At 70.1% G+C, this 20,957-nt stretch carries 16 protein-coding genes; 13 read left to right on the forward strand and 3 right to left on the reverse strand.

Annotated elements, in window-relative coordinates:
* Positions 1 to 5: 5 nt before the first annotated feature.
* From J3P30_RS06610 to J3P30_RS06635, 6 genes are all read left to right on the forward strand, one after another.
* Positions 6 to 1,553: an ABC transporter substrate-binding protein gene (locus J3P30_RS06610; RefSeq protein WP_210480143.1), complete on the forward strand. Its 1,548-nt coding sequence runs from the start codon at positions 6 to 8 to the stop codon at positions 1,551 to 1,553.
* A 71-nt stretch (positions 1,554 to 1,624) separates the two neighbouring features.
* Positions 1,625 to 2,566, forward strand: coding sequence for an ABC transporter permease (locus tag J3P30_RS06615; protein ID WP_210480144.1), 942 nt, complete (start codon positions 1,625 to 1,627; stop codon positions 2,564 to 2,566).
* Positions 2,563 to 4,392: a dipeptide/oligopeptide/nickel ABC transporter permease/ATP-binding protein gene (locus J3P30_RS06620; protein ID WP_210480145.1), complete on the forward strand. Its 1,830-nt coding sequence runs from the start codon at positions 2,563 to 2,565 to the stop codon at positions 4,390 to 4,392. Before J3P30_RS06615 ends, J3P30_RS06620 begins: the two co-directional genes overlap by 4 nt.
* A complete protein-coding gene (locus tag J3P30_RS06625; RefSeq protein WP_210480146.1) occupies positions 4,389 to 5,255 on the forward strand; it encodes an ATP-binding cassette domain-containing protein in 867 nt (288 codons plus the stop codon). The genes J3P30_RS06620 and J3P30_RS06625 overlap by 4 nt, the downstream gene beginning before the upstream one ends.
* Before the next feature lie 117 nt (positions 5,256 to 5,372).
* The gene (locus tag J3P30_RS06630; RefSeq protein ID WP_210480147.1) at positions 5,373 to 7,835 is read left to right on the forward strand and encodes a glycoside hydrolase family 3 protein; all 2,463 of its coding nucleotides are present in this window, start codon (positions 5,373 to 5,375) and stop codon (positions 7,833 to 7,835) included.
* A complete protein-coding gene (locus tag J3P30_RS06635) occupies positions 7,832 to 9,358 on the forward strand; it encodes a glycoside hydrolase family 43 protein (RefSeq protein ID WP_210480148.1) in 1,527 nt (508 codons plus the stop codon). Before J3P30_RS06630 ends, J3P30_RS06635 begins: the two co-directional genes overlap by 4 nt.
* 58 nt (positions 9,359 to 9,416) lie before the next feature.
* Here the strand turns inward: J3P30_RS06635 and J3P30_RS06640 are convergent, their stop codons facing one another.
* Positions 9,417 to 10,040, reverse strand: a complete 624-nt coding sequence (locus J3P30_RS06640) for a TetR/AcrR family transcriptional regulator (protein ID WP_307807424.1) — start codon at positions 10,038 to 10,040, stop codon at positions 9,417 to 9,419.
* A 98-nt stretch (positions 10,041 to 10,138) separates the two neighbouring features.
* On the opposite strand from J3P30_RS06640, the gene J3P30_RS06645 reads away from it, so the two are divergent.
* The 3 genes from J3P30_RS06645 to J3P30_RS06655 all read left to right on the forward strand — a co-directional run bounded on the left by J3P30_RS06645 (position 10,139) and on the right by J3P30_RS06655 (position 11,846).
* A complete protein-coding gene (locus J3P30_RS06645) occupies positions 10,139 to 10,495 on the forward strand; it encodes a YidH family protein (RefSeq protein ID WP_210480149.1) in 357 nt (118 codons plus the stop codon).
* Positions 10,492 to 10,833 (forward strand): DUF202 domain-containing protein, encoded by a 342-nt coding sequence (locus J3P30_RS06650; protein WP_210480150.1) that lies wholly within the window; start codon positions 10,492 to 10,494, stop codon positions 10,831 to 10,833. The genes J3P30_RS06645 and J3P30_RS06650 overlap by 4 nt, the downstream gene beginning before the upstream one ends.
* A 134-nt stretch (positions 10,834 to 10,967) precedes the next feature.
* Positions 10,968 to 11,846, forward strand: a complete 879-nt coding sequence (locus J3P30_RS06655; protein WP_210481898.1) for a formylglycine-generating enzyme family protein — start codon at positions 10,968 to 10,970, stop codon at positions 11,844 to 11,846.
* Positions 11,847 to 11,858: 12 nt separating this feature from the next.
* On the opposite strand, the gene J3P30_RS06660 is transcribed toward J3P30_RS06655, so the two are convergent.
* On the reverse strand, positions 11,859 to 12,470 hold the full coding sequence (locus J3P30_RS06660) for a PadR family transcriptional regulator (RefSeq protein ID WP_210480151.1): 612 nt from the start codon (positions 12,468 to 12,470) through the stop codon (positions 11,859 to 11,861).
* Between the two features lie 179 nt (positions 12,471 to 12,649).
* Between J3P30_RS06660 and J3P30_RS06665 the strand changes: the two genes are divergently transcribed.
* The 4 genes from J3P30_RS06665 to J3P30_RS06680 all read left to right on the forward strand — a co-directional run bounded on the left by J3P30_RS06665 (position 12,650) and on the right by J3P30_RS06680 (position 19,296).
* Complete coding sequence (locus J3P30_RS06665) at positions 12,650 to 14,305, forward strand: sulfatase (protein WP_210480152.1); 1,656 nt, start codon at positions 12,650 to 12,652, stop codon at positions 14,303 to 14,305.
* A gap of 147 nt (positions 14,306 to 14,452) precedes the next feature.
* The gene (locus J3P30_RS06670) at positions 14,453 to 15,994 is read left to right on the forward strand and encodes an ABC transporter substrate-binding protein (protein ID WP_210480153.1); all 1,542 of its coding nucleotides are present in this window, start codon (positions 14,453 to 14,455) and stop codon (positions 15,992 to 15,994) included.
* Between the two features lie 123 nt (positions 15,995 to 16,117).
* Positions 16,118 to 17,923 carry a sulfatase gene (locus J3P30_RS06675; RefSeq protein ID WP_210480154.1) on the forward strand — a complete coding sequence of 602 codons (1,806 nt, stop codon included), beginning with the start codon at positions 16,118 to 16,120 and terminating at the stop codon, positions 17,921 to 17,923.
* Between the two features lie 20 nt (positions 17,924 to 17,943).
* Positions 17,944 to 19,296 carry a chromate transporter gene (locus J3P30_RS06680; protein ID WP_210480155.1) on the forward strand — a complete coding sequence of 451 codons (1,353 nt, stop codon included), beginning with the start codon at positions 17,944 to 17,946 and terminating at the stop codon, positions 19,294 to 19,296.
* 10 nt (positions 19,297 to 19,306) lie between these two features.
* On the opposite strand, the gene J3P30_RS06685 is transcribed toward J3P30_RS06680, so the two are convergent.
* Positions 19,307 to 20,953: a sulfatase gene (locus tag J3P30_RS06685; RefSeq protein WP_210480156.1), complete on the reverse strand. Its 1,647-nt coding sequence runs from the start codon at positions 20,951 to 20,953 to the stop codon at positions 19,307 to 19,309.
* Positions 20,954 to 20,957 lie beyond the last annotated feature (4 nt).

Raw genomic sequence — 20,957 nt, forward strand, 5'->3', positions numbered from 1 at the left:
CAACGATGTTCAGACTCAAGCGCGCCGCCGCAGTCGCGCTCGCCGCGACGCTGGCGCTGGCCGGCTGCGCCGCAGGCGGCGGGGAGACCGGAGGCGGCGACGGCTCCGGCGGTGGGGACGGCGGGGGCGGCACCCTCACCTGGGGCGTCATCGCTCCGGCCTCGACCTTCGCCCAGAAGGACATGCGCTGGGCGAACGAGTCGCCCTACGGCCAGGCCGTCTACGACTCCCTGCTCCGCGCCAACCCCGACTTCGAGGTCGAGCCCAACCTCGCCACCGAGTGGGAGTACAACGAGGACAACACGGTCCTCACGCTGACCCTGCGCGACGACGTCACCTTCACCAACGGCGAGACCCTGACGGCGGAGGACGCCGCGGCGAGCCTGCTGGCCTTCAAGGGCGGCGCCTCGCCGAACGCCACGCTCCTCCGGAACCTCGCCGACGCTCGCGCGATCGATGAGACGACCCTGGAGCTCACGCTCGGCGCACCCGACCCCGGCATGCTCTCGAACCTCACGCAGAACGCCGGTCTCGTCGCTCCTGCCGAGCTCGTCGACGACCCGGCCATGGCGACCGAGCCGGTCGGCTCCGGGCCGTACATCCTGAACACCGGTGAGACGGTGGTCGGCAGCAGCTACGTCTTCGACAAGAACGAGGACTACTGGAAGCCCGAGGACCAGCACTACGACAAGCTGGTCCTGCAGGTGTACACCGACCCGACGGCCCTCCTGAACGCCGTCCAGGGCGGCCAGCTCAACGTCACGAATGTCGTCGACAAGACCACCGTTCCGCAGATGGAGGCCGCCGGCTACACGCTGAACCGGTCCGAGCTCGACTGGAGCGGCTTCCTGATCATGGATCGCGCCGGCACGCTCGTTCCGGCCCTCGGCGACGTCAGGGTGCGTCAGGCGATCAACTTCGCCCTCGACCGCGAGGCCCTGCTGGCGACGATGGGCGCCGGATTCGGCGAGCCCACCACGCAGATCTTCGCGCCGTGGTCGCCGAGCTTCGACGAGGAGCTCGACGAGTTCTACGAGTACGACGTGGACCGCGCGAAGGAGCTCCTCGCCGAGGCCGGCTACGAGGACGGCTTCGAGGTCACCATGCCGCAGACCCCGAGTGTCGCGGCCTCCACGTGGACGCTCATGGCCGACCAGCTGGCGCAGATCGGCATCACCGTCAACTACGAGCAGGTGCAGGCGACCGAGTTCATCCCGGGGATCCTCGCCGCGAAGTACCCGATGACGTGGTTCCAGCTCCAGATGGGCCCCACCGACTGGCAGCTCAGCCAGTTCCAGATCGCCGAGCAGGCGACGTGGAACCCCCTCCGCTACACCACGCCCGAGGTCGAGGAGTGGATCGCCACGATCCAGACGGGAACCGAGGACGAGGCTGCTGAGGCCGGGCAGGAGCTCAACCGCTACCTGGTGGAGAACGCCTGGAACGCCCCGTTCTTCCGTCCGACGGTGACGTTCATGAGCGACGCGAACACCGAGGCCGTGCCCCAGACCGGCAACGCGGTTCCGTACCTCTGGAACGTCCAGCCCAAGTAGTCCCCTGGTGCCGGGCCGGGCACGCCCCCGCCCGGCACCTCCCCTCAGTCCCCTCTCTCGAAGGACCGTTGATGCTCCGCTTCATACTCCGCCGCCTGCTGGCCGGCGTGATCCTCCTCTTCGCCGTCTCGAGCCTCGCCTACCTCCTGCTCTACCTCGGCGCGGGTGACATCGCCCGCCAGATCCTGGGCCAGGAGGCCACGCAGGAGCAGGTGCAGCAGCTGAACACCCGGCTCGGGCTCGACCAGCCGCTGCTCACCCGCTACTTCGGCTGGCTCGCCGGCGCCGTCACCGGCGACTTCGGCGCCTCCTGGTTCACCAACCAGCCGGTCATCGCCGCCATCACCTCACGACTGGCCGTCACGCTCTCGCTCGTGATCGGCACCGTCACGCTCACCGCGATCGTCGGAACGGCGCTCGGCGTCTGGGCGGCGCGCAAGCGCGGCGCAGCGGACCGGACCGTGCAGATCGTGTCCGTGCTGGGCTTCGCGATCCCCGGCTTCCTCATCGCCATCTTCCTGGTCAACCTGTTCGCGCTGAACCTCAAGCTGTTCCGCCCCACGGGCTACATCCCCATCGGGACCTCGTTCACGGGCTGGCTCAGCACGGTGACCCTGCCGATCATCGCTCTGGCGATCGGCGCCATCGCCGCCATCGCGGCCCAGGTGCGCGGATCCGTGATCGACACGATGCGGCAGGACTGGGTGCGCACCCTGCGCAGCCGCGGCCTGTCGGAGAACCGCGTCCTCTACAAGCACGTCCTCCGCAACGCGGGCGGCCCGGCTCTCGCGGTCCTCGCGGTGCAGTTCGTCGGCCTGCTGGGCGGCGCGGTCATCGTCGAGCAGATCTTCGCGATCCCCGGGCTCGGTCCGATCGCCACCCAGTCGACCGGTCAGGGCGACATCCCCCTCGTGATGGGCCTCGTCGTGGTGACCGCCGCGCTCGTGGTCGTCGTCAACATCGTCATCGAAATCCTGCACGGCTTCCTGAACCCGAAGGCGCGTATCTCATGAGCGAATCAGCCATCATCCCTCCGACCGAGGTCGCGACCGAGGTGCGCGCAGCGCGCTCGCACATCGGCCGCCGCATCCTGAAGAACCCGACGGGCCTGGCCGCGATCATCGTGCTGAGCCTGATCGTGCTGTCGGCGATCTTCGCCGACCTCCTGGCACCGATGAGCCCGACCACTCCCAACATCCAGGAGGTGCTCGCTCCTCCGGGGGAGGGCGGACACGTGCTCGGAGCCGACTCCGCCGGTCGCGACGTGCTCTCCCGGCTGCTGTTCGCGACCCGCTTCAGCCTCGCGGGCGCCCTGTGGGCGGTGCTCATCGCCGCGGTGATCGGCGTCACCAGCGGCCTCATCGCCGGCTACTACCAGAAGTTCTTCGAGCAGTTCTCCGTCTGGGTCATCAGCATCATCCAGGCTCTGCCCGGGATCGTGGTCCTGCTCGCCGCCCGCGCGGTCGTGGGGCCCTCGCTGTGGATCATCATGGCGGTGTTCGGCCTGATCCTCTCGCCGGCGTTCTACCGGCTGACGTACGCGGCGGTGGTCGGTGTGCGCAACGAGCTGTACGTCGACGCGGCGCGCGTGGCCGGTGTGGGGGACCTCAGCATCATCGGCCGGCACATCCTCTCGGTGGTCCGGGCGCCGATCATCATCCAGGCGGCCCTGCTGTCCGGCATCGGCATCGCGGTGCAGTCCGGACTGGACTTCCTCGGCCTGGGCGACCCGAACGTGCCGACCTGGGGGCAGATGCTCTCCGACGCGTTCTCGCGCATGTACCAGCAGCCGCTGCTGCTCGTCTGGCCCGCGGCCGCGATCGCGTTCACGTCGATCGCCCTCGTGCTCTTCGGGAACGCGCTGCGTGACGAGCTCGAGCGTGCGGCCGGCAAGCCGAAGAAGCGCCGCCGCGGCAGTGCCGCCTACACCCCCGACACCTCCGGCCCTGCGCCGGTGGTGCACGCGGAGGACCGCGAGGACGGCCGGCCGACGCTGCTCGAGGTCAACGACCTCGTGGTCGGCTACGACCAGCCGGACGGCACCGTGAAGCAGGTCGTCAACGGCGTCTCGCTGAAGGTGAAGAAGGGCGAAGTGCACGGCCTGATCGGAGAGTCCGGGTCGGGCAAGACGCAGACCGCCTGGTCGATCCTGCGCCTGCTTCCGGCCGGCGGCCGGATCGTCGCCGGCACCGTGTTCTTCGACGGCAAGGACCTCGCGCACCTGTCCGAGAAGGAGATGACGAAGATCCGCGGTCGCCGGATCTCCTACATCCCGCAGGAGCCGATGTCGAACCTCGACCCGTCGTTCACGATCGGCAGCCAGCTGGTCGAGCCGATGCGGGTCACGCTCGGCATCTCCAAGGCGGAGGCGACGAAGCGGGCCCTCGGCCTGCTCGCCCGCGTCGGCCTGCCGAACCCGCAGAAGACCTTCGACTCCTACCCGCACGAGGTCTCCGGCGGCCAGGCCCAGCGCGTGCTGATCGCCGGCGCCGTCTCCTGCGAGCCGGACCTGATCATCGCCGACGAGCCCACCACGGCGCTCGACGTCACGGTGCAGGCCGAGATCCTCGACCTGCTCCGGGAGCTGCAGAACGACCTGCACGTCGCGATCCTGATCGTCACGCACAACTTCGGCGTCGTCGCCGACCTGTGCGACCGGGTCTCGGTCATGCAGCACGGCAAGATCGTCGAGACCGGCCCCGCGCGGTCCATCTTCAAGGACCCGCGACACCCCTACACGAAGTCCCTGTTCGACGCGATCCTCGAGGACGGCGCCGCCCGCGGCCCGCTCGCTCACTCCGCGGATCGCAACATGCTCGAGGAAGGTGCGGCCCGATGAAGGCCAACGAACAGCTGCTGGTCATCGACAACGTCGAAGTCGAGTACCCCGCGAAGGGGTTCGGCAAGAAGCCGTTCCGTGCGCTCAAGGGCGTCTCGATCGACATCCACCCCGGCGAGTGCGTCGGCCTGGTCGGCGAGTCCGGCTCCGGCAAGACCACTCTCGGCCGCGCGGTGCTGGGCCTCGCCCCGGTCACCGGCGGGAAGGTGCTCTACAAGGGGAGGGACATCGCGCACCTGGGGCGCAAGGAGCGGCGCGCGCTCGCGGACGAGATCCAGGTCGTGTTCCAGGACCCGTACACGTCCCTGAACCCGTCGCTGACCATCGAGCAGACCCTCTCCGAGCCGCTGCGGGTGAAGAAGATGTCCGGTCCCGACGCGTCCAAGCGCATCCGGAGCCTGCTGGACCAGGTGGGGCTGCCCTCGAACGCGGCCGATCGCCTGCCCCGGGAGTTCTCCGGCGGCCAGCGCCAGCGCATCGCCATCGCCCGAGCCCTCGCGCTCGAGCCGGAGCTGATCGTCTGCGACGAGCCGGTGTCCGCGCTCGACCTGTCGACGCAGGCGCGCGTGCTCGACCTGTTCAAGGACATCCAGGAGGCCACCGGGGTCGCCTACCTCTTCGTCTCCCACGATCTCGCCGTGGTGCGGCACCTCAGCCACCGGGTCGCGGTCATGTACCACGGGGAGATCGTCGAGTTCGGCGACGGCGGCAAGGTCACCTCCGACCCCGAACACCCCTACACCCAGCGCCTCCTCCTCGCCGCGCCCGTGCCGGACCCCGTCCGTCAGGAGCAGCGGCGCGCCGACCGGCGCCGCCTCCTCCAGGCCCAGGAAGACCTCGCCATGCAGGCCGGCGCGGTCTGACCCTCGGCCGCCCGGCACCTCTCCTCCCAGCAGCGCCCCTGGGCCTCCACCACCCCGTCGTGGCGGAGGCCCGGGCGGACGCGCGCGCCTTCCAACCCGTATTAAGGAGTCCTCTCCATGAGCACCACCACCGCCGAGCGCATCGACGCGACCGTCGAGTCCGCCCTGTCCGAGCTGACCCTCGAGGAGAAGGTCCACCTCCTCACCGGCCGCGACTTCTGGAGCACCCTGCCGATCGAGAGGATCGGCCTGCGGAGCATCGTCGTGTCGGACGGCCCCTCGGGCGTCCGCGGACCCGTGTGGGACGAGCGGTCCCCGTCCCTCAACCTGCCCTCCGCGTCCGCGCTCTCCGCGTCCTGGGACCCCGAGATGGCGCGCCGCTACGGCGCCGTCGCGGCCTGCGAGGCCCGGCGGAAGGACGTCGACGTCGTGCTCGGCCCGACGATCAACCTCCACCGCTCCCCGCGGGGCGGGCGGCACTTCGAGGCCTTCAGCGAGGATCCGGTGCTCACCTCCGAGCTCGCGGCGACGTACGTCCAGGGACTGCAGGACAACGGCGTCGGCGCCACCCCGAAGCACTACATCGCCAACGACTCCGAGACGGAGCGGTTCACCGTCGACGTCCAGGTCGACCCGCGTCCGCTGCACGAGCTCTACCTCCGCGCCTTCGAGAAGGCCATCACCGAGGCCAAGGCGTGGCTCGTCATGAGCGCCTACAACTCGATCCACGGCGTCACGGCCACCGAGCACGAGCTCCTCGAGACGCCCCTCAAGACCGACTGGGGCTTCGACGGCGTGGTCATCTCCGACTGGACCGCGGTCCGCAGCCTCGCCTCGGCCGAGGCCGAGCAGGACCTCGTCATGCCGGGGCCGGAGGGCCCCTGGGGACAGGCCCTGATCGACGCGGTCCGCGACGGCCGCATCGACGAGGAGGTCGTCGACCGCAAGGTGCGCCGCATCCTGCGTCTCGCCGTGCGCGTCGGCGCCCTCGGCGACGCGAAGCCGGCCCCGCTCGTGCACGTCGAGGACGGCATCGCGTTCGCCCGTGAGGCGGCCGCCGACGGCATGGTGCTCCTCGAGAACCGCGGCGAGCTGCCCTGGGACGCCTCGTCGCTGCGGAGCATCGCGGTGATCGGCAACAACGCCGAGCACTCCCGCACCCAGGGCGGCGGCAGCGCGACCGTGCTGCCGGAGAGGACGGTCTCCCCGCTCGAGGGCATGCAGAACGCGCTTCCCGGCGTCGACATCCGCTACTCGGTCGGCGCGATCAACCAGACGGGACTGGCCGGCATCCCGCGCGAGCGGATGACGAACCCCGTCACCGGCGGCCCGGGCGCCCGCGTCCGTTTCCTCGGCAGCGACGGCGAGGAGCTGTTCGCCGAGGACCGCCTGTCGACGGAACTCGTGTGGTTCGGCGGCGACGCTCCCATCGCGCAGACCAAGGAGGTGGAGGTCGCCTTCACGTTCGTGCCCGCCCGATCCGAGCGGCTCGAGCTGGGCTTCTCCGCGGTCGGTCGCGGACAGTTCTGGATCGACGGCGAGCTCGTGATCGACGAGGTGCTCGAGGCCGAGGGCGACGACCTGGGCGCTGCGCTCATGGCGCCGCCCGCCCGCACGGTGACCGTCGACCTCACCGAGGGCACCCCGGTCGAGGTGCGCTACCTGTACGGGCAGCCGGAGCGGGACGACGCGCTCGCCAACGCGCTCGCGCTGAACGTCGGCACCCAGCCCGCCGCCCTCGACGAGGATCAGCTCATCGCGGAGGCCGTGGAAGCGGCGCGCGGAGCCGACGTCGCGCTCGTCGTGGTGGGCACCAACCCGAAGGTCGAGTCGGAGGGCTTCGACCGCACCGACCTCGCCCTCCCCGGCCGGCAGGACGACCTCGTCCGCGCCGTGGCGGCCGCGAATCCCCGCACGGTGGTCCTCGTCAACGCCGGGTCCCCTGTCCTGATGCCGTGGCGGAACGACGTGGCCGCGGTCGTCGTCGGGTGGTTCGGCGGACAGGAGTTCGGCAACGCGGTGGCGGACGTGCTCCTCGGAGTCGCCGAGCCGGGCGGTCGCCTGCCCACGACGTGGGCCGCCGAGGAGGAGCACGTGCCCGTGCTCAACACCACTCCGACCGACGGGGTCCTCCACTACGACGAGGGCATCCACATCGGCTACCGCGCCTGGCTCCGCTCCGAGGAGGCCCCCGCCTACTGGTTTGGACACGGGCTCGGCTACACCGAGATCGAGCTGAGCGACTTCGTCGCGCCCGCCGCGGTCATCGAGGGCGACACCGTGCACGTCTCGGTCACGGCCACGAACCGCGGGGAGCGTGCCGGCAAGCAGGTGGCGCTGGTGTTCGCCGAGCGTCCGGACTCCGCCGTGGAGCGCCCGGTCCGCTGGCTCGTCGGCTTCGCGCCCGTCCGCCTCGCCCCGGGGGAGTCGGGGAAGGTCACGATCCCGGTGTCGTCCAAGCACCTCGCGCACTGGGCCGAGGGCTGGCAGTACGAGGTCGGCGAGTTCGTCCTCCGGGCCGGTACCACCGCCGTCGAGCTCCCGCTGGAGGCGACGATCACCGTCGAGACCGACTCTTGAGGCTCCACAACCCGCTGATCCCTGGCTTCAACCCCGACCCGAGCGCCGTCCTCGTCGACGGCACCTACTATCTCGTCACCTCGACGTTCGAGTACCTGCCCGGCATCCCGGTGTACGCGAGCACGGACTTCGAGGACTGGACGCAGATCGGCAACGTGATCACGCGTCCGGAGCAGGGGCAGCTCGAGAACGCGACGACGGGCCTCGGCGTGTGGGCACCGACGATCCGGCACCGGGACGGGGTGTTCTACGTCATAGTCACGATCGCAGGCGGTCGCGGCTGCGTGGTCTACACGGCGGAGAGCCCCGAGGGCCCGTGGTCGGACGGCCTCGTCCTCGGGGGCGTCGAGGGCATCGACCCCGACCTCAGCTGGGACGACGACGGCACCGCGCTCGTCACGTATTCCGGCCTCGTCATGAAGGGCGAGGACATCGGGAAGCACAGCGGCATCCGCCAGGTGGACGTCGACCTCGCGACCGGGGAGACGCTCGCCGGCCCGCGCGACCTGTGGTCCGGATCGGGGTTCAAGTTCCCGGAGGCCCCGCACCTTTACCGCAGGGGCGACTGGTGGTACCTCATGATCGCCGAGGGCGGCACTGAGCGCGGACACGGCGTCAGCGTCGCCCGTTCCCGCGATCCCCGAGGCCCGTTCGAGCCGGGGCCGGCCAACCCCATCCTCAGCGCGCGAAGCACGAACCGCCCCATCCAGAACACCGGCCACGGCGATCTGGTCGAGACTCCGGACGGCAGGACGCTCATGGTGCTGCTCGGGGTCCGTCCCCGAGGAGCAACGCAGGCCTTCTCGGCGCTCGGCCGCGAGACCTTCGCCACCGAGGTGCGCTGGGAGGACGGGTGGCCGGTCGCGGAGCCCGTGCACCTGGATCCGCGCGAGGGGGACATGGAGGTGGAGCACCGCTTCTCCGCGGAGCTCGACCCCGGCTGGCTCGCCATCCGCCGCCCGCCCGCATCCCTCGCGGACCTGCGGTCCGAGCCCGGCCGGCTGACCCTGCACGGCGAGGGGACCGACATGACCGCTGCCCGGCCCGTCTTCCTCGGGCGGCGACAGCTGCACCAGACCGCGACGGTGGCGACGACGATCGACGCCTCCAAGGGAACCGGCGGCCTCGCCGTGCGCTACGACGAGCAGACCGTCTACAGCATCACCGTCACCGGCGAGGGGAAGGGCTCCATCATCGTCGCCGAGGCGCGGGTGCCGGGCATCACGCAGACCTGGACCGCGTCTCTGCCCTCAGGTCCGGTCGAGCTCAGGCTCGAGTCCGAGCCGTCGGCGGGCTTCCAGCCCAGCGAGCTGTCCACAGCGGACTTCCTCGACATGATGACGAGCGACTTCGTCTCCTTCATCGCCCGGTCGGGCGACGAGGAGGTGCGGCTCGCGCGCGTGGACGGCCGCTACCTCAGCGCCGAGACGGCCGCCTCCTTCACCGGGCGGGTGATCGGCCTGTTCGCCGTCACCGGGACCGTCGGCTTCGACGGCTTCCGGTACTCCGGCTCCAACCGCTGACGACGAAGAGGGGCCCGCACTCTGGCGAGTGCGGGCCCCTTCTCGTCGTCCTGGTAGGTCAGATGTCGCCGGTCACGAGCGACTCGAGGTACGTCCTCACCTCGGCCGCCATGTCGACGGAGTTCCGGTCGATCAGCCACTGGATCTGCAGGCCGTCCATCAGGGCGATCGTCGCCTTGGCGGCGCTCGCGGGGTCCACGCCCGGCCTCAGCTCACCGCGGCTCTGCAGGTCCTCGAACGCCGTCCGCGCCATCTTCCGCGTGTAGTCGTAGCGCTCCGCGAAGTACTGGTGCGCGGGGTGCTCGGGCGAGGTCGCCTCGGCGGACAGGGTGCAGAACAGCTCGACGACTCCCGGCGTCGACGCGTTGTACTTCGCCAGATCGATGAGCGACCGCAGCCAGTGCCGTCCGTCGCCGGAGCCGAAATCGAACTGCTCCTGGGTCAGGTCGTCGCGGTGCTCGAGCACGGCCGCGAGCAGGGCGCTCTTGCTCGGGAAGTGGTGCAGCAGCCCGGCCTCGCTCATCCCCACGCGATCGGCGACCGTCCGCAGGGAACCGCTGCGATAGCCTGACTCGGCGAAGACGCTGAGTGCGGAGTCGATGATCGACTTCCGGGTCTGCTCGCTCTTCGCGTACGGACCTCGCGGACCGCGCCGGCTCGGCGGTGCCTCCCCGATGACCACGGTGCCTCCTCGCTCCAGAGGTCGAACTGGACCTCAATACAGAGTATCCACTAGAAATTGGTAGTGGGACCCTCAACATAGCGGGAACGGAGGTCTCGATGAAGAGATTCCCGGGTTCCGTGTACGCACAGGGGACAGAGCCGGACCCGCGGTTCAGCCTGGCCAACGAGCGGACCTTCCTCGCCTGGATCCGGACCTCCCTCGCGCTGCTCGCCACCGGGGTCGCTCTGGAGGCGCTCGAGCTGCCGATCCAGTCCGGATTCCGGCTCGTGTCCTCGGTGCTGTTCGTGCTTCTGGCGCTGCTGGCCGCCGTCCAGTCCTGGGTCGGCTGGATGCGCACCGAGCGGTCCCTGCGACTCGAGCGCGCGCTTCCCGGGCCGTCGCTCGCCGTCCTGCTGGCCGGGGGAGTTGGCCTCGGGATCGTGCTCCTCACGGCCGGGTTCCTCCTCGCGTGAGCGCGGACAGGCCCTTCGACGCCGGGCTCCAGCCCGAGCGGACACTGCTCGCATGGCGCCGCACCGCGCTGGCGCTCGGCGTCGGCAGCGTGGTCGGCGCGCGTCTCGCCCTGCCCGTGCTCGGCGCGGCCGCGGTGGGGATCGGGGTCGCCGGCGCCGCGTCCGCTCTCGTCGCCTATGTGCTCGCCGCCCGGCGGTACCGTCGTCAGCACCGGGCTCTGACGGCCGAGGAGGAGCTCCCCGGAGGCGGTCTCGCGCTCGCCGCCCTCGCCGCTGCCGCCGCCGTCCTCGCTGCAGGCGGCCTGGCCTATGTCCTGATGCTGTCCGGTCGATCGTGAAGGAGAATCCCCGAATGGACGAGCCACTCGAGCCCCCGGTCGATCGCCGCTCGAACGCGCCGGACAACCATGCGGAGGAGGCCCCCGTCGCCTCCTGCTGCGCGCCGTCCCGGAACGCCGGAACGGCGCGGGCCATGGCCCCGTCCGTGTCGGGAGGAACCCACCGCATCGAGCAGGTGCACGTCCCGGCCGGGAGCTTCCGGATGGGGGACTCCAGCGGCGACGGGAACCGCCCGGACGGCGAGACCCCGGTCCACGACGTCGAGCTCGACGCATTCGAGATCGACGCGACGAGCGTCACCAACGCCGACTTCGCCGCCTTCGCGGACGCGACGGGCTATCGGACGGAGGCTGAGACCTTCGGGTACTCCGCCGTGTTCCACCTCGCCCTGGCCGCCGAGCCCGACGAGATCATGGGCCCCGCCGCCGGCGCTCCCTGGTGGCGCGGTGTTCGGGGCGCCGACTGGCGACACCCGGGCGGCTCTCGATCGAGCGTTGAGGGGCTGGAGGACCACCCGGTCGTCCACGTCAGCTGGAACGACGCCCAGGCCTACTGCGCGTGGGCGGGCCGGCGACTGCCGACGGAGGCGGAGTGGGAGCGCGCCTCGCGCGGCGGCCTCGACGGCGCCCGATTCCCCTGGGGGGACGAGCTCATGGACGGCGACTCCTGGCGGGTGAACATCTGGCAGGGCACCTTCCCCGGCACGAACACGACGGAGGACGGCTGGCTCACGACCGCGCCCGTCCGCTCCTTCCGTCCGAACGCGTACGGGCTGTGGCAGACCGTCGGCAACGTGTGGGAGTGGTGCTCGGACTGGTTCGACCCGAGCTACTACGGCCGTTCGCCGTCCTCGAATCCCCGGGGGCCGGGGCTCGGCATGGCGCGGGTGCTGCGCGGGGGCTCGTACCTGTGCCACATCTCGTACTGCTACCGGTACCGCAACTCGGCGCGCTCCTCGAACACCCCGGACTCGTCGATGGGCAACGCGGGCTTCCGCACCGTGGCCATCTGATCGGGCGAACCGTCAGGCGGAACCCGGGCTGGAGTCGGCGAGGACGATCGGCGACGACTGGACCGGGGACAGGAGCGGCTCCCACTCCTCGATCTGGCGTTCGAGGAAGCGGATCCACTCGTCGGTCCGCTGACGGCCCGCTGTGTCCATGTCGGCGAGGAGGCGCTCGATGAGCTCGGCGTCGACACGGACGAACTCGCCGTCGATCTCGTAGGAGCGCGGGAAGCTCCGGAAGTACTGGCGCTGATACCGGCGGTACTCGAGCTCGATCCGCATCATCGGAAGGACGCCCTTCGGGTTCAGCAGGATCATGAACAGCAGCCGGGCGCCGAAGTCGGCCTCCTGCCAGCGCGCGGGCGGCTCGTAGGGCTGGTCGAGCACGGCTGCGATCCGCCGCGCACCGTCCGCGGTCGCCTGGTACACCTTCGCCTCGGGACCGGCGCGGCGCTCGGTCCGGAAGTCGGCGAGCTCGCCCTTCACGAGCCGACCGAGCGTGCGGTAGATCTGCGCCTGGTCCGAGTTGGCGCGGATGAACACCCCCTCGACGTCGAGCCACTTCTTCAGTTCGTAGCCCGTCCTCGGCTTGAGGAGGATCAGTCCCAGCAGGATGTCGTCGAAGGTCATCCGTCTCTCCTCGTCGGTCGGCCCGCACTCATTGTGCCGGTCGCGCCACCACCGGCCGACGGCAGTCTTTCAGCTATTCGACTCGTCATATAGACTCGCCATCCGGCGGCGCGGCTCCTCCTCGCCGTCGAGTGAGGTGGCTGCCCGCTGTCGGCGGTGCCACCACGGCTGGAGGTCACATGGACGCGCGCCCGAACATCCTGTTCATCTCCACGCACGACATCAGCCCGCACCTCGGGGCCTACTCGGGAGTCTGGCCAGGCGCCGACGAGGCCTCGACGCCGAACCTGGACGCGCTCGCGGAGCGCGGGCTGCTGTTCGAGCAGGCATTCGCTGCAGCCCCTGTCTGTGCGCCGTCGAGGTCCGCGATCATGACCGGCTGCTATCCCACGGCCATCGGCACGATGCACATGCGCACGAAGGCCGTACCGCCGCCCGAGGTCGCCCTGTTCCCGCAGTACCTCCGCGCGGCGGGCTATTACACGACCAACAACTGGTTCACCGACTTCCAGGTCGACACACCGCCGACGGTGTTCGACGACTGCTCCCCGTCTGCTCACTGGCGCAACCGCCCGAGTCAGGACACGCCGTTCTTCGCCGCCTTCCACGGCATGGTCACTCACGAGTCGCAGATCTACACCCCTGACGAGGTCTTCGCGGCGGCGACGAGTCATGTCCTGCCCGAGCAGAGGCACTCGCCGGAGAAGGTGACGCTCCCCCCGTACTATCCGGACACCGCCGTGTTCCGGACCGCCTGGGCCCGCTATCTCGACCTCATCAGCGAGATGGACTCGTGGGTCGGACGTCTGCTGCGAGAGCTCGACGAGGATGGCCTCGCCGACGACACGATCGTGGTCTTCTGGAGCGACCACGGTGTGGGTATGCCGCGAGCCAAGCGCTGGGCTCACGAGGCGGGGTTGCGCGAGCCGCTGATCGTCCGATGGCCCGCCGTGATCGAGCCCGGCCGGCGGGAGGATGTGGTCGAGCTGCTCGATCTGGCGCCCACCCTCCTCACAGCAGCAGGCCTCCCGGTCCCCGATCACATGCACGGGGAGCCCCTCTTCGACTCCGGGGGTCGGCAACTGCCCTCGAAGGGCTTGGCCTTCGGGGTTCGGGATCGGATGAACGAGGCCCACGACCGGGTGCGGACTGTGCGCGACGACCGGTACCGCTACATCAGGAACCTCCACCCTGATCGGTCGGAGATGCCGCACATCGACTACCCGGACCATACGTCCACCTGGACGGAGCTGCGCCGCCTTGCGGTCGCGGAGGGCGCGCAGCTCGCGCGCGGCGTCCGCCCGGACCTGCTGTCCCCGCTGCAGCGGTCGATGACGGCTCCGGCTCGCAGCGCGGAGGAGCTCTATGACATCGGGGCCGACCCGCACGAGACCCGCAACCTCGCCCAGGACCCCGAGTACGCCGCCGTCCTGGGCCGGCTCCGGAACGCGCTGGACGGCTGGCTCGAGCGCTTCGACGACTTGGGCGCCCTCCCGGAGGAGGAGCTTCTGGAGCGATGGCTCCCCGGCGGCATCCGGCCCAGAACCGCTGCGGCGACCGTGGACCTCGTCGACGGCCGGATCGTCGCGCGGTGCGCGACGGATGGCGCCGCGATCGGCTGGACGGCGGATCCCCCCGCGGTTCCCGTCGATGCCGAGCCGGCCCCGCTCGCGGAGTCGATCGGCTCGCCGCTGGCCGACGGCCGTCGCTGGCAGCTCTACAGCGGGCCGATGGACGTGATCTCGACTCCGATCTGGTTCAGATGCTTCCGCATCGGTTTCGAGCCGAGCGACGACGTCGAGCTGCAGCCCGGCGTACCCGTCTCTCGGGCCTGAACTGCCGCCCCTGGGGCCAGGCGACGTCTTGTCCTTGCCGCGCTCGACTAGTAGATTTGTCACATAGATTAGTCTTACCGCCCCTCCGGTGCGCGCTGGGACGTGGGCGGTCGAAAGCGGATCTCCAAGGCAATCGGAAGGACAACGATGTTCAAGTTGAAGCGGGCCGCGATCGTCGCGGCGGCCGCGGTGCTGGCGCTCGCCGGCTGTGCCGGGGGCGAGGGTGGGGAGACGGGGGGCGGTGACGGCTCCGGCGCTGGAGGCGGAACCCTGACCTGGGGGGTCATCGCCCAGGCGACGACCTTCGCCCAGAAGGACATGCGCTGGGCGAACGAGTCGCCCTACGGCCAGGCGGTCTACGACTCCCTCCTCCGGGCGAATCCCGACTTCGAGGTCGAGCCGAACCTCGCCACGGACTGGGAGTACAACGAGGACAAGACGGTCCTCACCATGACCCTCCGCGACGACGTCACCTTCACCAACGGCGAACCCCTCACCGCGGAGGACGCTGCGGCGAGCCTGCTGGCGTTCAAGGGCGGCGCCTCGCCGAATGCCACGCTCCTCCGCAATCTCGGCGATGCACGCGCGGTCGATGAGACGACCCTCGAGCTCACGCTGTCGGCGCCCGACCCGGGCATCCTCACGAACCTCACCCAGAACGCCGGGCTCGTGGCGCCCGCCGAGTTGGTGAACGACCCGATCATGGCGACCGAGCCGGTCGGCTCCGGGCCGTACATCCTGAACGCCGGTGAGACGGTGGTCGGCAGCAGCTACGTCTTCGACAAGAACGAGGACTACTGGAAGCCCGAGGACCAGCACTACGACAAGCTGATCCTCCAGGTGTACACGGACCCGACTTCCCTGCTGAACGCGGTGCAGGGCAACCAGCTCAACGTCACGACCGTGATCGACCTCACCACTGTTCCCCAGATGGAGGCGGCCGGCTACACCAAGAACGAGTCCGTCCTCAACTGGACCGGGTTCCTCATCATGGACCGAGCGGGCACGCTCGTCCCCGCTCTCGGTGACGTCAGGGTGCGCCAGGCGATCAACTACGGCATCGATCGTGAGGCTCTGCTCAAGACGATGGGCGCCGGGTACGGGGAGCCGACCGCTCAGATCTTCGCGCCCTGGTCGCCCGGCTTCGACGAGGAGCTGGACTCCCTCTACGAGTACGACGTGGACCGCGCGAAGGAGCTCCTCGCCGAGGCCGGCTACGAGGACGGCTTCGAGGTCACCATGCCGCAGACCCCGAGTGTCGCGGCCTCCACGTGGACGCTCATGGCGGACCAGCTGGCGCAGATCGGCATCACCGTCAACTACGAGCAGATCCAGGCCACGGAGTTCATCCCGGGGCTGCTCAGCGGGAAGTATCCGATGTCCTGGTTCCAGCTCCAGATCGGGCCGACGGACTGGCAGCTGAGCCAGTTCCAGATCGCCGAGAACGCGACCTGGAACCCCCTCCACTACACGACCCCCGAGGTTCAGGAGTGGATCGGGACGATCCAGACCGGCAGCGAGGACGAGGCGGCCGAGGCAGGGCGGGAGCTCAACCGCTACCTCGTCGAGAACGCCTGGAACGCGCCCTTCTTCCGGCCGACCCAGATGTTCATGAGCGATGCGAACACCGAGGCGGTACCGCAGACCGGGAATGCCCTTCCGTACCTCTGGAACGTGCAGCCCAAGTAGCGGTCATCGTTGGAAGGGGGCCGGGTCCGGAAGAGCCCGGCCCCTTTCTACTATCCGACTTGTCACATAGACTGGGCGAGCGTAGAGGCGAGAGGTCGCCTCACTCGGCGATGAGGGAGACCCATGCGGGCGATCATGGTGATGTTCGACAGCCTCAACCGGAGGCTTCTGCCGAACTGGGGAGCCGACGAAATCGATGCCCCCAACTTCGAGCGCCTCGCCCGCAGAAGCGTCACCTTCGACAACTGCTACGCGGGAAGCATGCCGTGCATGCCCGCTCGGCGGGAGCTGCACACCGGCCGCTACAACTTCCTGCACCGCTCCTGGGGCCCGCTCGAGCCGTTCGACGACTCGATGCCGGAGATCCTCAAGCAGAACGGCGTCCACACCCACCTCGCCACCGACCACCAGCACTACTGGGAGGATGGCGGCGCCACCTATCACAACCGGTACAGCACCTACGAGTTCTTCCGCGGTCAGGAGGGCGACGCGTGGAAGGGACACGTCGGAGGCGTCACCCCGCCCCCCAACGACAACGGCGACAACTTCCTCACGCGCCAGGACTGGGTGAACCGGCTCTACCTCACCGACGAGGCGGACCACCCCCAGACCCTGACGTTCGACGCGGGGCTGCACTTCCTCGAGACGAACAAGGACCAGCAGAACTGGTTCGTGCAGATCGAGACGTTCGACCCGCACGAGCCGTTCTTCAGCTACGAGCGGTATCGCGAGCTCTACCCGGACCGGAACGACGACCGGATCTACGACTGGCCGTCCTACCGCCGCGTCATCGAGTCCGACGAGACCGTGGACGCCGTGCGGGCGGAGTACTTCGCGTTGGTGACCATGTGCGACCGGTCCCTCGGCCGCGTGCTCGACTTCATGGACGAGCACGACATGTGGGACGACACGATGCTCATCGTCAACACCGACCACGGCTTCCTCCTGGGCGAGCACGGCTGGTGGGGCAAGAGCGTCATGCCGTGGTTCGACGAGACCATCCACACCCCGCTCTTCCTCTGGGACCCGCGCGCGCGAGAGCAGGACGTCCGGCGGTCGAGCCTCGTGGCGACCATCGACATCGCGCCGACCCTCCTCGACTTCTTCGGCGTGCAGCCCACTCCCGACATGCAGGGACACCCGCTCCAGCCGGTCGTCGCGGACGACACCCCCGTCCGCGAGGCGACCCTCTTCGGCGTGCACGGGTCCCACGCCAGCGTCACCGACGGCCGCTACGTCTACATGCGTGCCTCCGCGACCGACGACAACCAGCCGCTCTACGAGTACACCCTCATGCCGACGCACATGCGGAGCCGCTTCTTCGTCGAGGAGCTGCGCGACTTCGAGCTCGCTGATCCCTTCACGTTCACGAAGGACGTGAAGACGATGAAGATCCCTGCGGCACCGGCGGGGAACCCCGCGGCCTACGGCACCCTGCTGTACGACCTCGCGGAGGACCCGGACCAGAAGAACCCGCTCAACGACCCGGAGCTCGAGCTGCGGATGGCCCGCCTCCTCGTGGACGCCATGCGCGAGAGCGATGCGCCCGAGGAGCAGTACGAGCGGCTGGGACTGCCGGCCGAGGGGCCGGTGACCTCCGAGCACCTGCTGATCGATCGGCAGTGGAGCCGCGTCGCTGCGGCGTCGTCCCCCGCTCCGCGCATCGCAGACTTCCCGCGCGACGCCATCGTGGTGTCCACGCCGGTCGGGCGCCTGATGGAGGATGAGCGGACCCGGCCTCTGATTCAGGAGGTGTTCCCGCTCATGCGCAACGACTCGTCCCGCCGGTACTTCTCGGGCATGACGCCGCTCATGCTGTCCGCGGCGATGCCGCAGCTGCGGAAGCAGCAGCTCGAGGAGCTCGAGTCGCGGCTCTCCGCCGCCGGCGCGGCTGCTCCGGGCACCGAGGCCTCCATCCCGGCCCACTGAGACGGATCGAGCGGCGAGGGATGGGGAGCACCGCGGCGGTCCGAACCGAGGACGGGCACCGGCCGCACCGCCAGGTGCCCGCGATGCTCAAGGTCGGGTTCATCGGCTTCGGCGGAGGCAGCGCTCTGATCCCGGTCCTCGAGAAGGAGCTGGTCACCCCGCACGGCGGGCTGACCGAGAAGACCTTCGTCCAGGACACGGTGATCGCCAACATCACGCCAGGAGCGCTGCCGGTGAAGATCGCGGCGCTGTCCGGCATCCAGCTCGGCGGTCCCGTGCTTGCGACCGCGTCGGCGGTCGCGGTCGCGCTGCCCGGCGCGGCGATCACCGTGGCCCTGCTCGCGTTCTTCGCCGCACTGGGTCCGGACGCGATCCGGATCGTCGAGTACGCCTCGCTCGGGATCACCGCGTTCATCCTCTATCTCCTCGCGCACTACGTGGCCAAGGTGATCCGCACCAGCGGACACCGCCGGCACGTGTACGTCGCCATCGCGATCGCCGCGTTCCTCCTGACCGGCGCCGACAAGACCGTCGGTCTCGTGAGCGAGGTCGCCGGGGTCGAGCAGCCGTTCACCGTCCCGGAGCTGTCGGCGCTGGGCCTCATCCTCGCCGCGATCGCCGGGATCGCTCTGGTCTCCGTGATCGAGAGGATCCGCTTCGGACGACAGCGGTTCGAGGAGCACCCGGAGGAGCCGGCCGGGCTGAAGCGGACCCTCGCGGGGGTCGCGGTGCTCGCCGGGCTCACGGTGGTGAGCGTGCTCGCCGCGGTGCTGCTCGGCCCGGCGCCGGAGAACGGCTCGTTCCTCGGGCTGATCACGTTCTCGACGCTGTCCTCGTTCGGCGGGGGAGAGGCCTACGTCGGTGTGGCGGACGGCTTCTTCGTCGCGCCCGGACTCGTCGAGTCCTCCGTCTTCTACGGTCAGGTCGTTCCGGTCGCCAACGCGCTGCCGGGCCCGATCCTCGTGAAGATCGCCTCCGGCCTCGGGTACGTCGTCGGCTTCGACCTCGCCGGTCCGGCTCTGGGCGCGGTGCTCGCGTCGGCGGCGTTCCTCGCGAGCATCGGGGCGTGCTCGGCCCTCGCGCTCGGGGTGCTCGCCGGCTACGACAAGGCCCGGCACTCCCTGTTCGTCCGGAACATCGCGAGCTTCATCCTCCCGGTCATCTGCGGGCTGCTCGCCTCGACGTCGGTGTCGATGCTGCACTCGAACGCGGCCATCGGAGCGGAGGCGGGGGTGCCGCCGGTCCTCATCGTCGGAGGCACCATCGCCGTGGCCGCCGCGGTCCCGCTCGTGCACCGCCTCGCCCGCGTGCCCGACGTGCTCATCATCGTCGCATGCGGGGCCCTGAGCCTCGCGCTGCTCGCGGCGCTCTGACCCTGCAGCGTCACGCGGGCGCGACCTCGACGAGCTCGCTCGGCTCGAAGCCGAGCCGCCAGGCGCCGACCCACACCGTGGCGCCGGACGGAGGCTCGAACGGCCCGGTGTAGAGGCGCCAGCGGCGACCGCCCGTCCTCGGCATCCCGATGGTGCTGCCGAGCACCGCCGCCAGCCCCGTCTCCTGTGCAGGGGCGGGTGCGTCGGTCGTCCAGCCGAGCGAGGAGCCCGGCGTCGAGCTGGTCGCGGTGATCCTGCCGCCCTCGCTCGTGACCTCGGGCCGCGCCGTGACCTGGGGGCGGCCGCCCGGGCGCCACCGCTCGATCAGCTCCGCCTCCGGGATCAGCCCGAGGTCCCCGTACCGATCCGTCCACTCGTCGAGCGCGGCCCGCAGCCGGTCGAGCACGGGGGCGTACGCGGGATCCTCCGCGAGGTTCGCCGTCTCGTGGGGATCCACCGCGATGTCGTAGAGCTCCTCGACGGGCTTCGACGGAGCGACGATCGCGCGCTGCAGGTCGGTGAGGAGGTCGGGCCGCTCGCCGCGGCCCAGCTGATTCGCCTCGTCCTTCGCGAGGCGGCGGAACTCGCGCCAGGTGTCGAGGTGGTCCGCGTACTCGAGGTGCCCGAGCTCCGAGCGGTCCGGGTGGAGGTTGCGGATGTAGCGGTAGCGCTCGTCCCGGACCGTGCGCGCCGCGTCCTGCTGCTCGTCCATCCGGTCCCGCGCGCCGAAGGCGTACGTGTTGGGAGACAGGAAGGTGCCGTCGCCGTCGAAGAGCGGAGCGCCGTGCATGTGCTCCGGAATGGGGAGTCCCGCGACGGTCAGCATGGTGGGCGCGAGATCGAGCAGCTGGGCGATCTGGGTCCGCACCTCGCCGGGCGGGATGGTCCCCGGCCAGCGCACGATCAGCGGCTCCCGGAGTCCCGACTCGTGCGCCCAGCGCTTGGCGCGCGGCATTCCGACGCCGTGGTCGCTCCAGAAGACGACGACGGTGCTGTCGGTCAGGCCGTCCTCGTCGAGCTGTGAGAGCAGCTCGCCGACCTGGTAGTCCATCTCGGTGATCAGGTCGAGATAGCGGGCCCACGACCGGCGGAACACCTCGGTGTCGGGATAGTAGGGCGGAAGCTGCACGTCCGCCGGGTCGTGCCGCTGCTCGGGCGAGACGTGCGCGGTCGCCGCCGCGAACGCGTCGTCGGCCAGGTAGATGGCCGACTCGTGCGTGACCATGCCGTGGAACGCCGCGAAGAAGGGCGTGTCGGGCGTCGGCCGGTTCCGCCAGTGCCCGGTCTCGCTGCAGTCGTCGAACGCGGTCGGCGGGACCTCCACCTGGAAGTCCGTGAACCAGTTGTTGGTCGTGTAGTAGCCCGCGGCGCGCAGGTACTCGGGGAGGAGCTTCACCTCCGGGGGCGGCACGGCCTTCGTGCGCATGTGCATCGTGCCGATCGCGGTGGGATAGCAGCCCGTGACGATGGCGGCCCGCGAGGGCGCGCAGACCGGACCGGCGGCGAACGCGTTGTCGAAGCGGGCGCCCTCGGCCGCGAGCGCATCCAGGTTCGGCGTCACCGCCTGCTCGGCGCCGGGCCAGACGCCCGCGTAGGTGCCGAGGTGCGGGCTGATGTCGTGGGTGGAGATCCAGAGGATGTTCGGACGCTCGGACATGCGG

Source organism: Naasia sp. SYSU D00948 (assembly GCF_017916515.1).
Taxonomy (GTDB): Bacteria; Actinomycetota; Actinomycetes; order Actinomycetales; family Microbacteriaceae; genus Naasia.

Bases quoted from the DNA above. Each gene is read 5' to 3' on its own strand.
- J3P30_RS06615 (WP_210480144.1), top strand. From the start codon at position 1,625: ATGCTCCGCTTCATACTCCGCCGCCTGCTGGCCGGCGTGATCCTCCTC.
- J3P30_RS06670 (WP_210480153.1), top strand. From the start codon at position 14,453: ATGTTCAAGTTGAAGCGGGCCGCGATCGTCGCGGCGGCCGCGGTGCTG.
- J3P30_RS06630 (WP_210480147.1), top strand. From the start codon at position 5,373: ATGAGCACCACCACCGCCGAGCGCATCGACGCGACCGTCGAGTCCGCC.
- J3P30_RS06645 (WP_210480149.1), top strand. From the start codon at position 10,139: ATGAAGAGATTCCCGGGTTCCGTGTACGCACAGGGGACAGAGCCGGAC.
- J3P30_RS06665 (WP_210480152.1), top strand. From the start codon at position 12,650: ATGGACGCGCGCCCGAACATCCTGTTCATCTCCACGCACGACATCAGC.
- J3P30_RS06625 (WP_210480146.1), top strand. From the start codon at position 4,389: ATGAAGGCCAACGAACAGCTGCTGGTCATCGACAACGTCGAAGTCGAG.
- J3P30_RS06660 (WP_210480151.1), bottom strand. From the start codon at position 12,470: ATGACCTTCGACGACATCCTGCTGGGACTGATCCTCCTCAAGCCGAGG.
- J3P30_RS06610 (WP_210480143.1), top strand. From the start codon at position 6: ATGTTCAGACTCAAGCGCGCCGCCGCAGTCGCGCTCGCCGCGACGCTG.
- J3P30_RS06655 (WP_210481898.1), top strand. From the start codon at position 10,968: ATGGCCCCGTCCGTGTCGGGAGGAACCCACCGCATCGAGCAGGTGCAC.
- J3P30_RS06685 (WP_210480156.1), bottom strand. From the start codon at position 20,953: ATGTCCGAGCGTCCGAACATCCTCTGGATCTCCACCCACGACATCAGC.
- J3P30_RS06620 (WP_210480145.1), top strand. From the start codon at position 2,563: ATGAGCGAATCAGCCATCATCCCTCCGACCGAGGTCGCGACCGAGGTG.
- J3P30_RS06680 (WP_210480155.1), top strand. From the start codon at position 17,944: ATGGGGAGCACCGCGGCGGTCCGAACCGAGGACGGGCACCGGCCGCAC.
- J3P30_RS06675 (WP_210480154.1), top strand. From the start codon at position 16,118: ATGCGGGCGATCATGGTGATGTTCGACAGCCTCAACCGGAGGCTTCTG.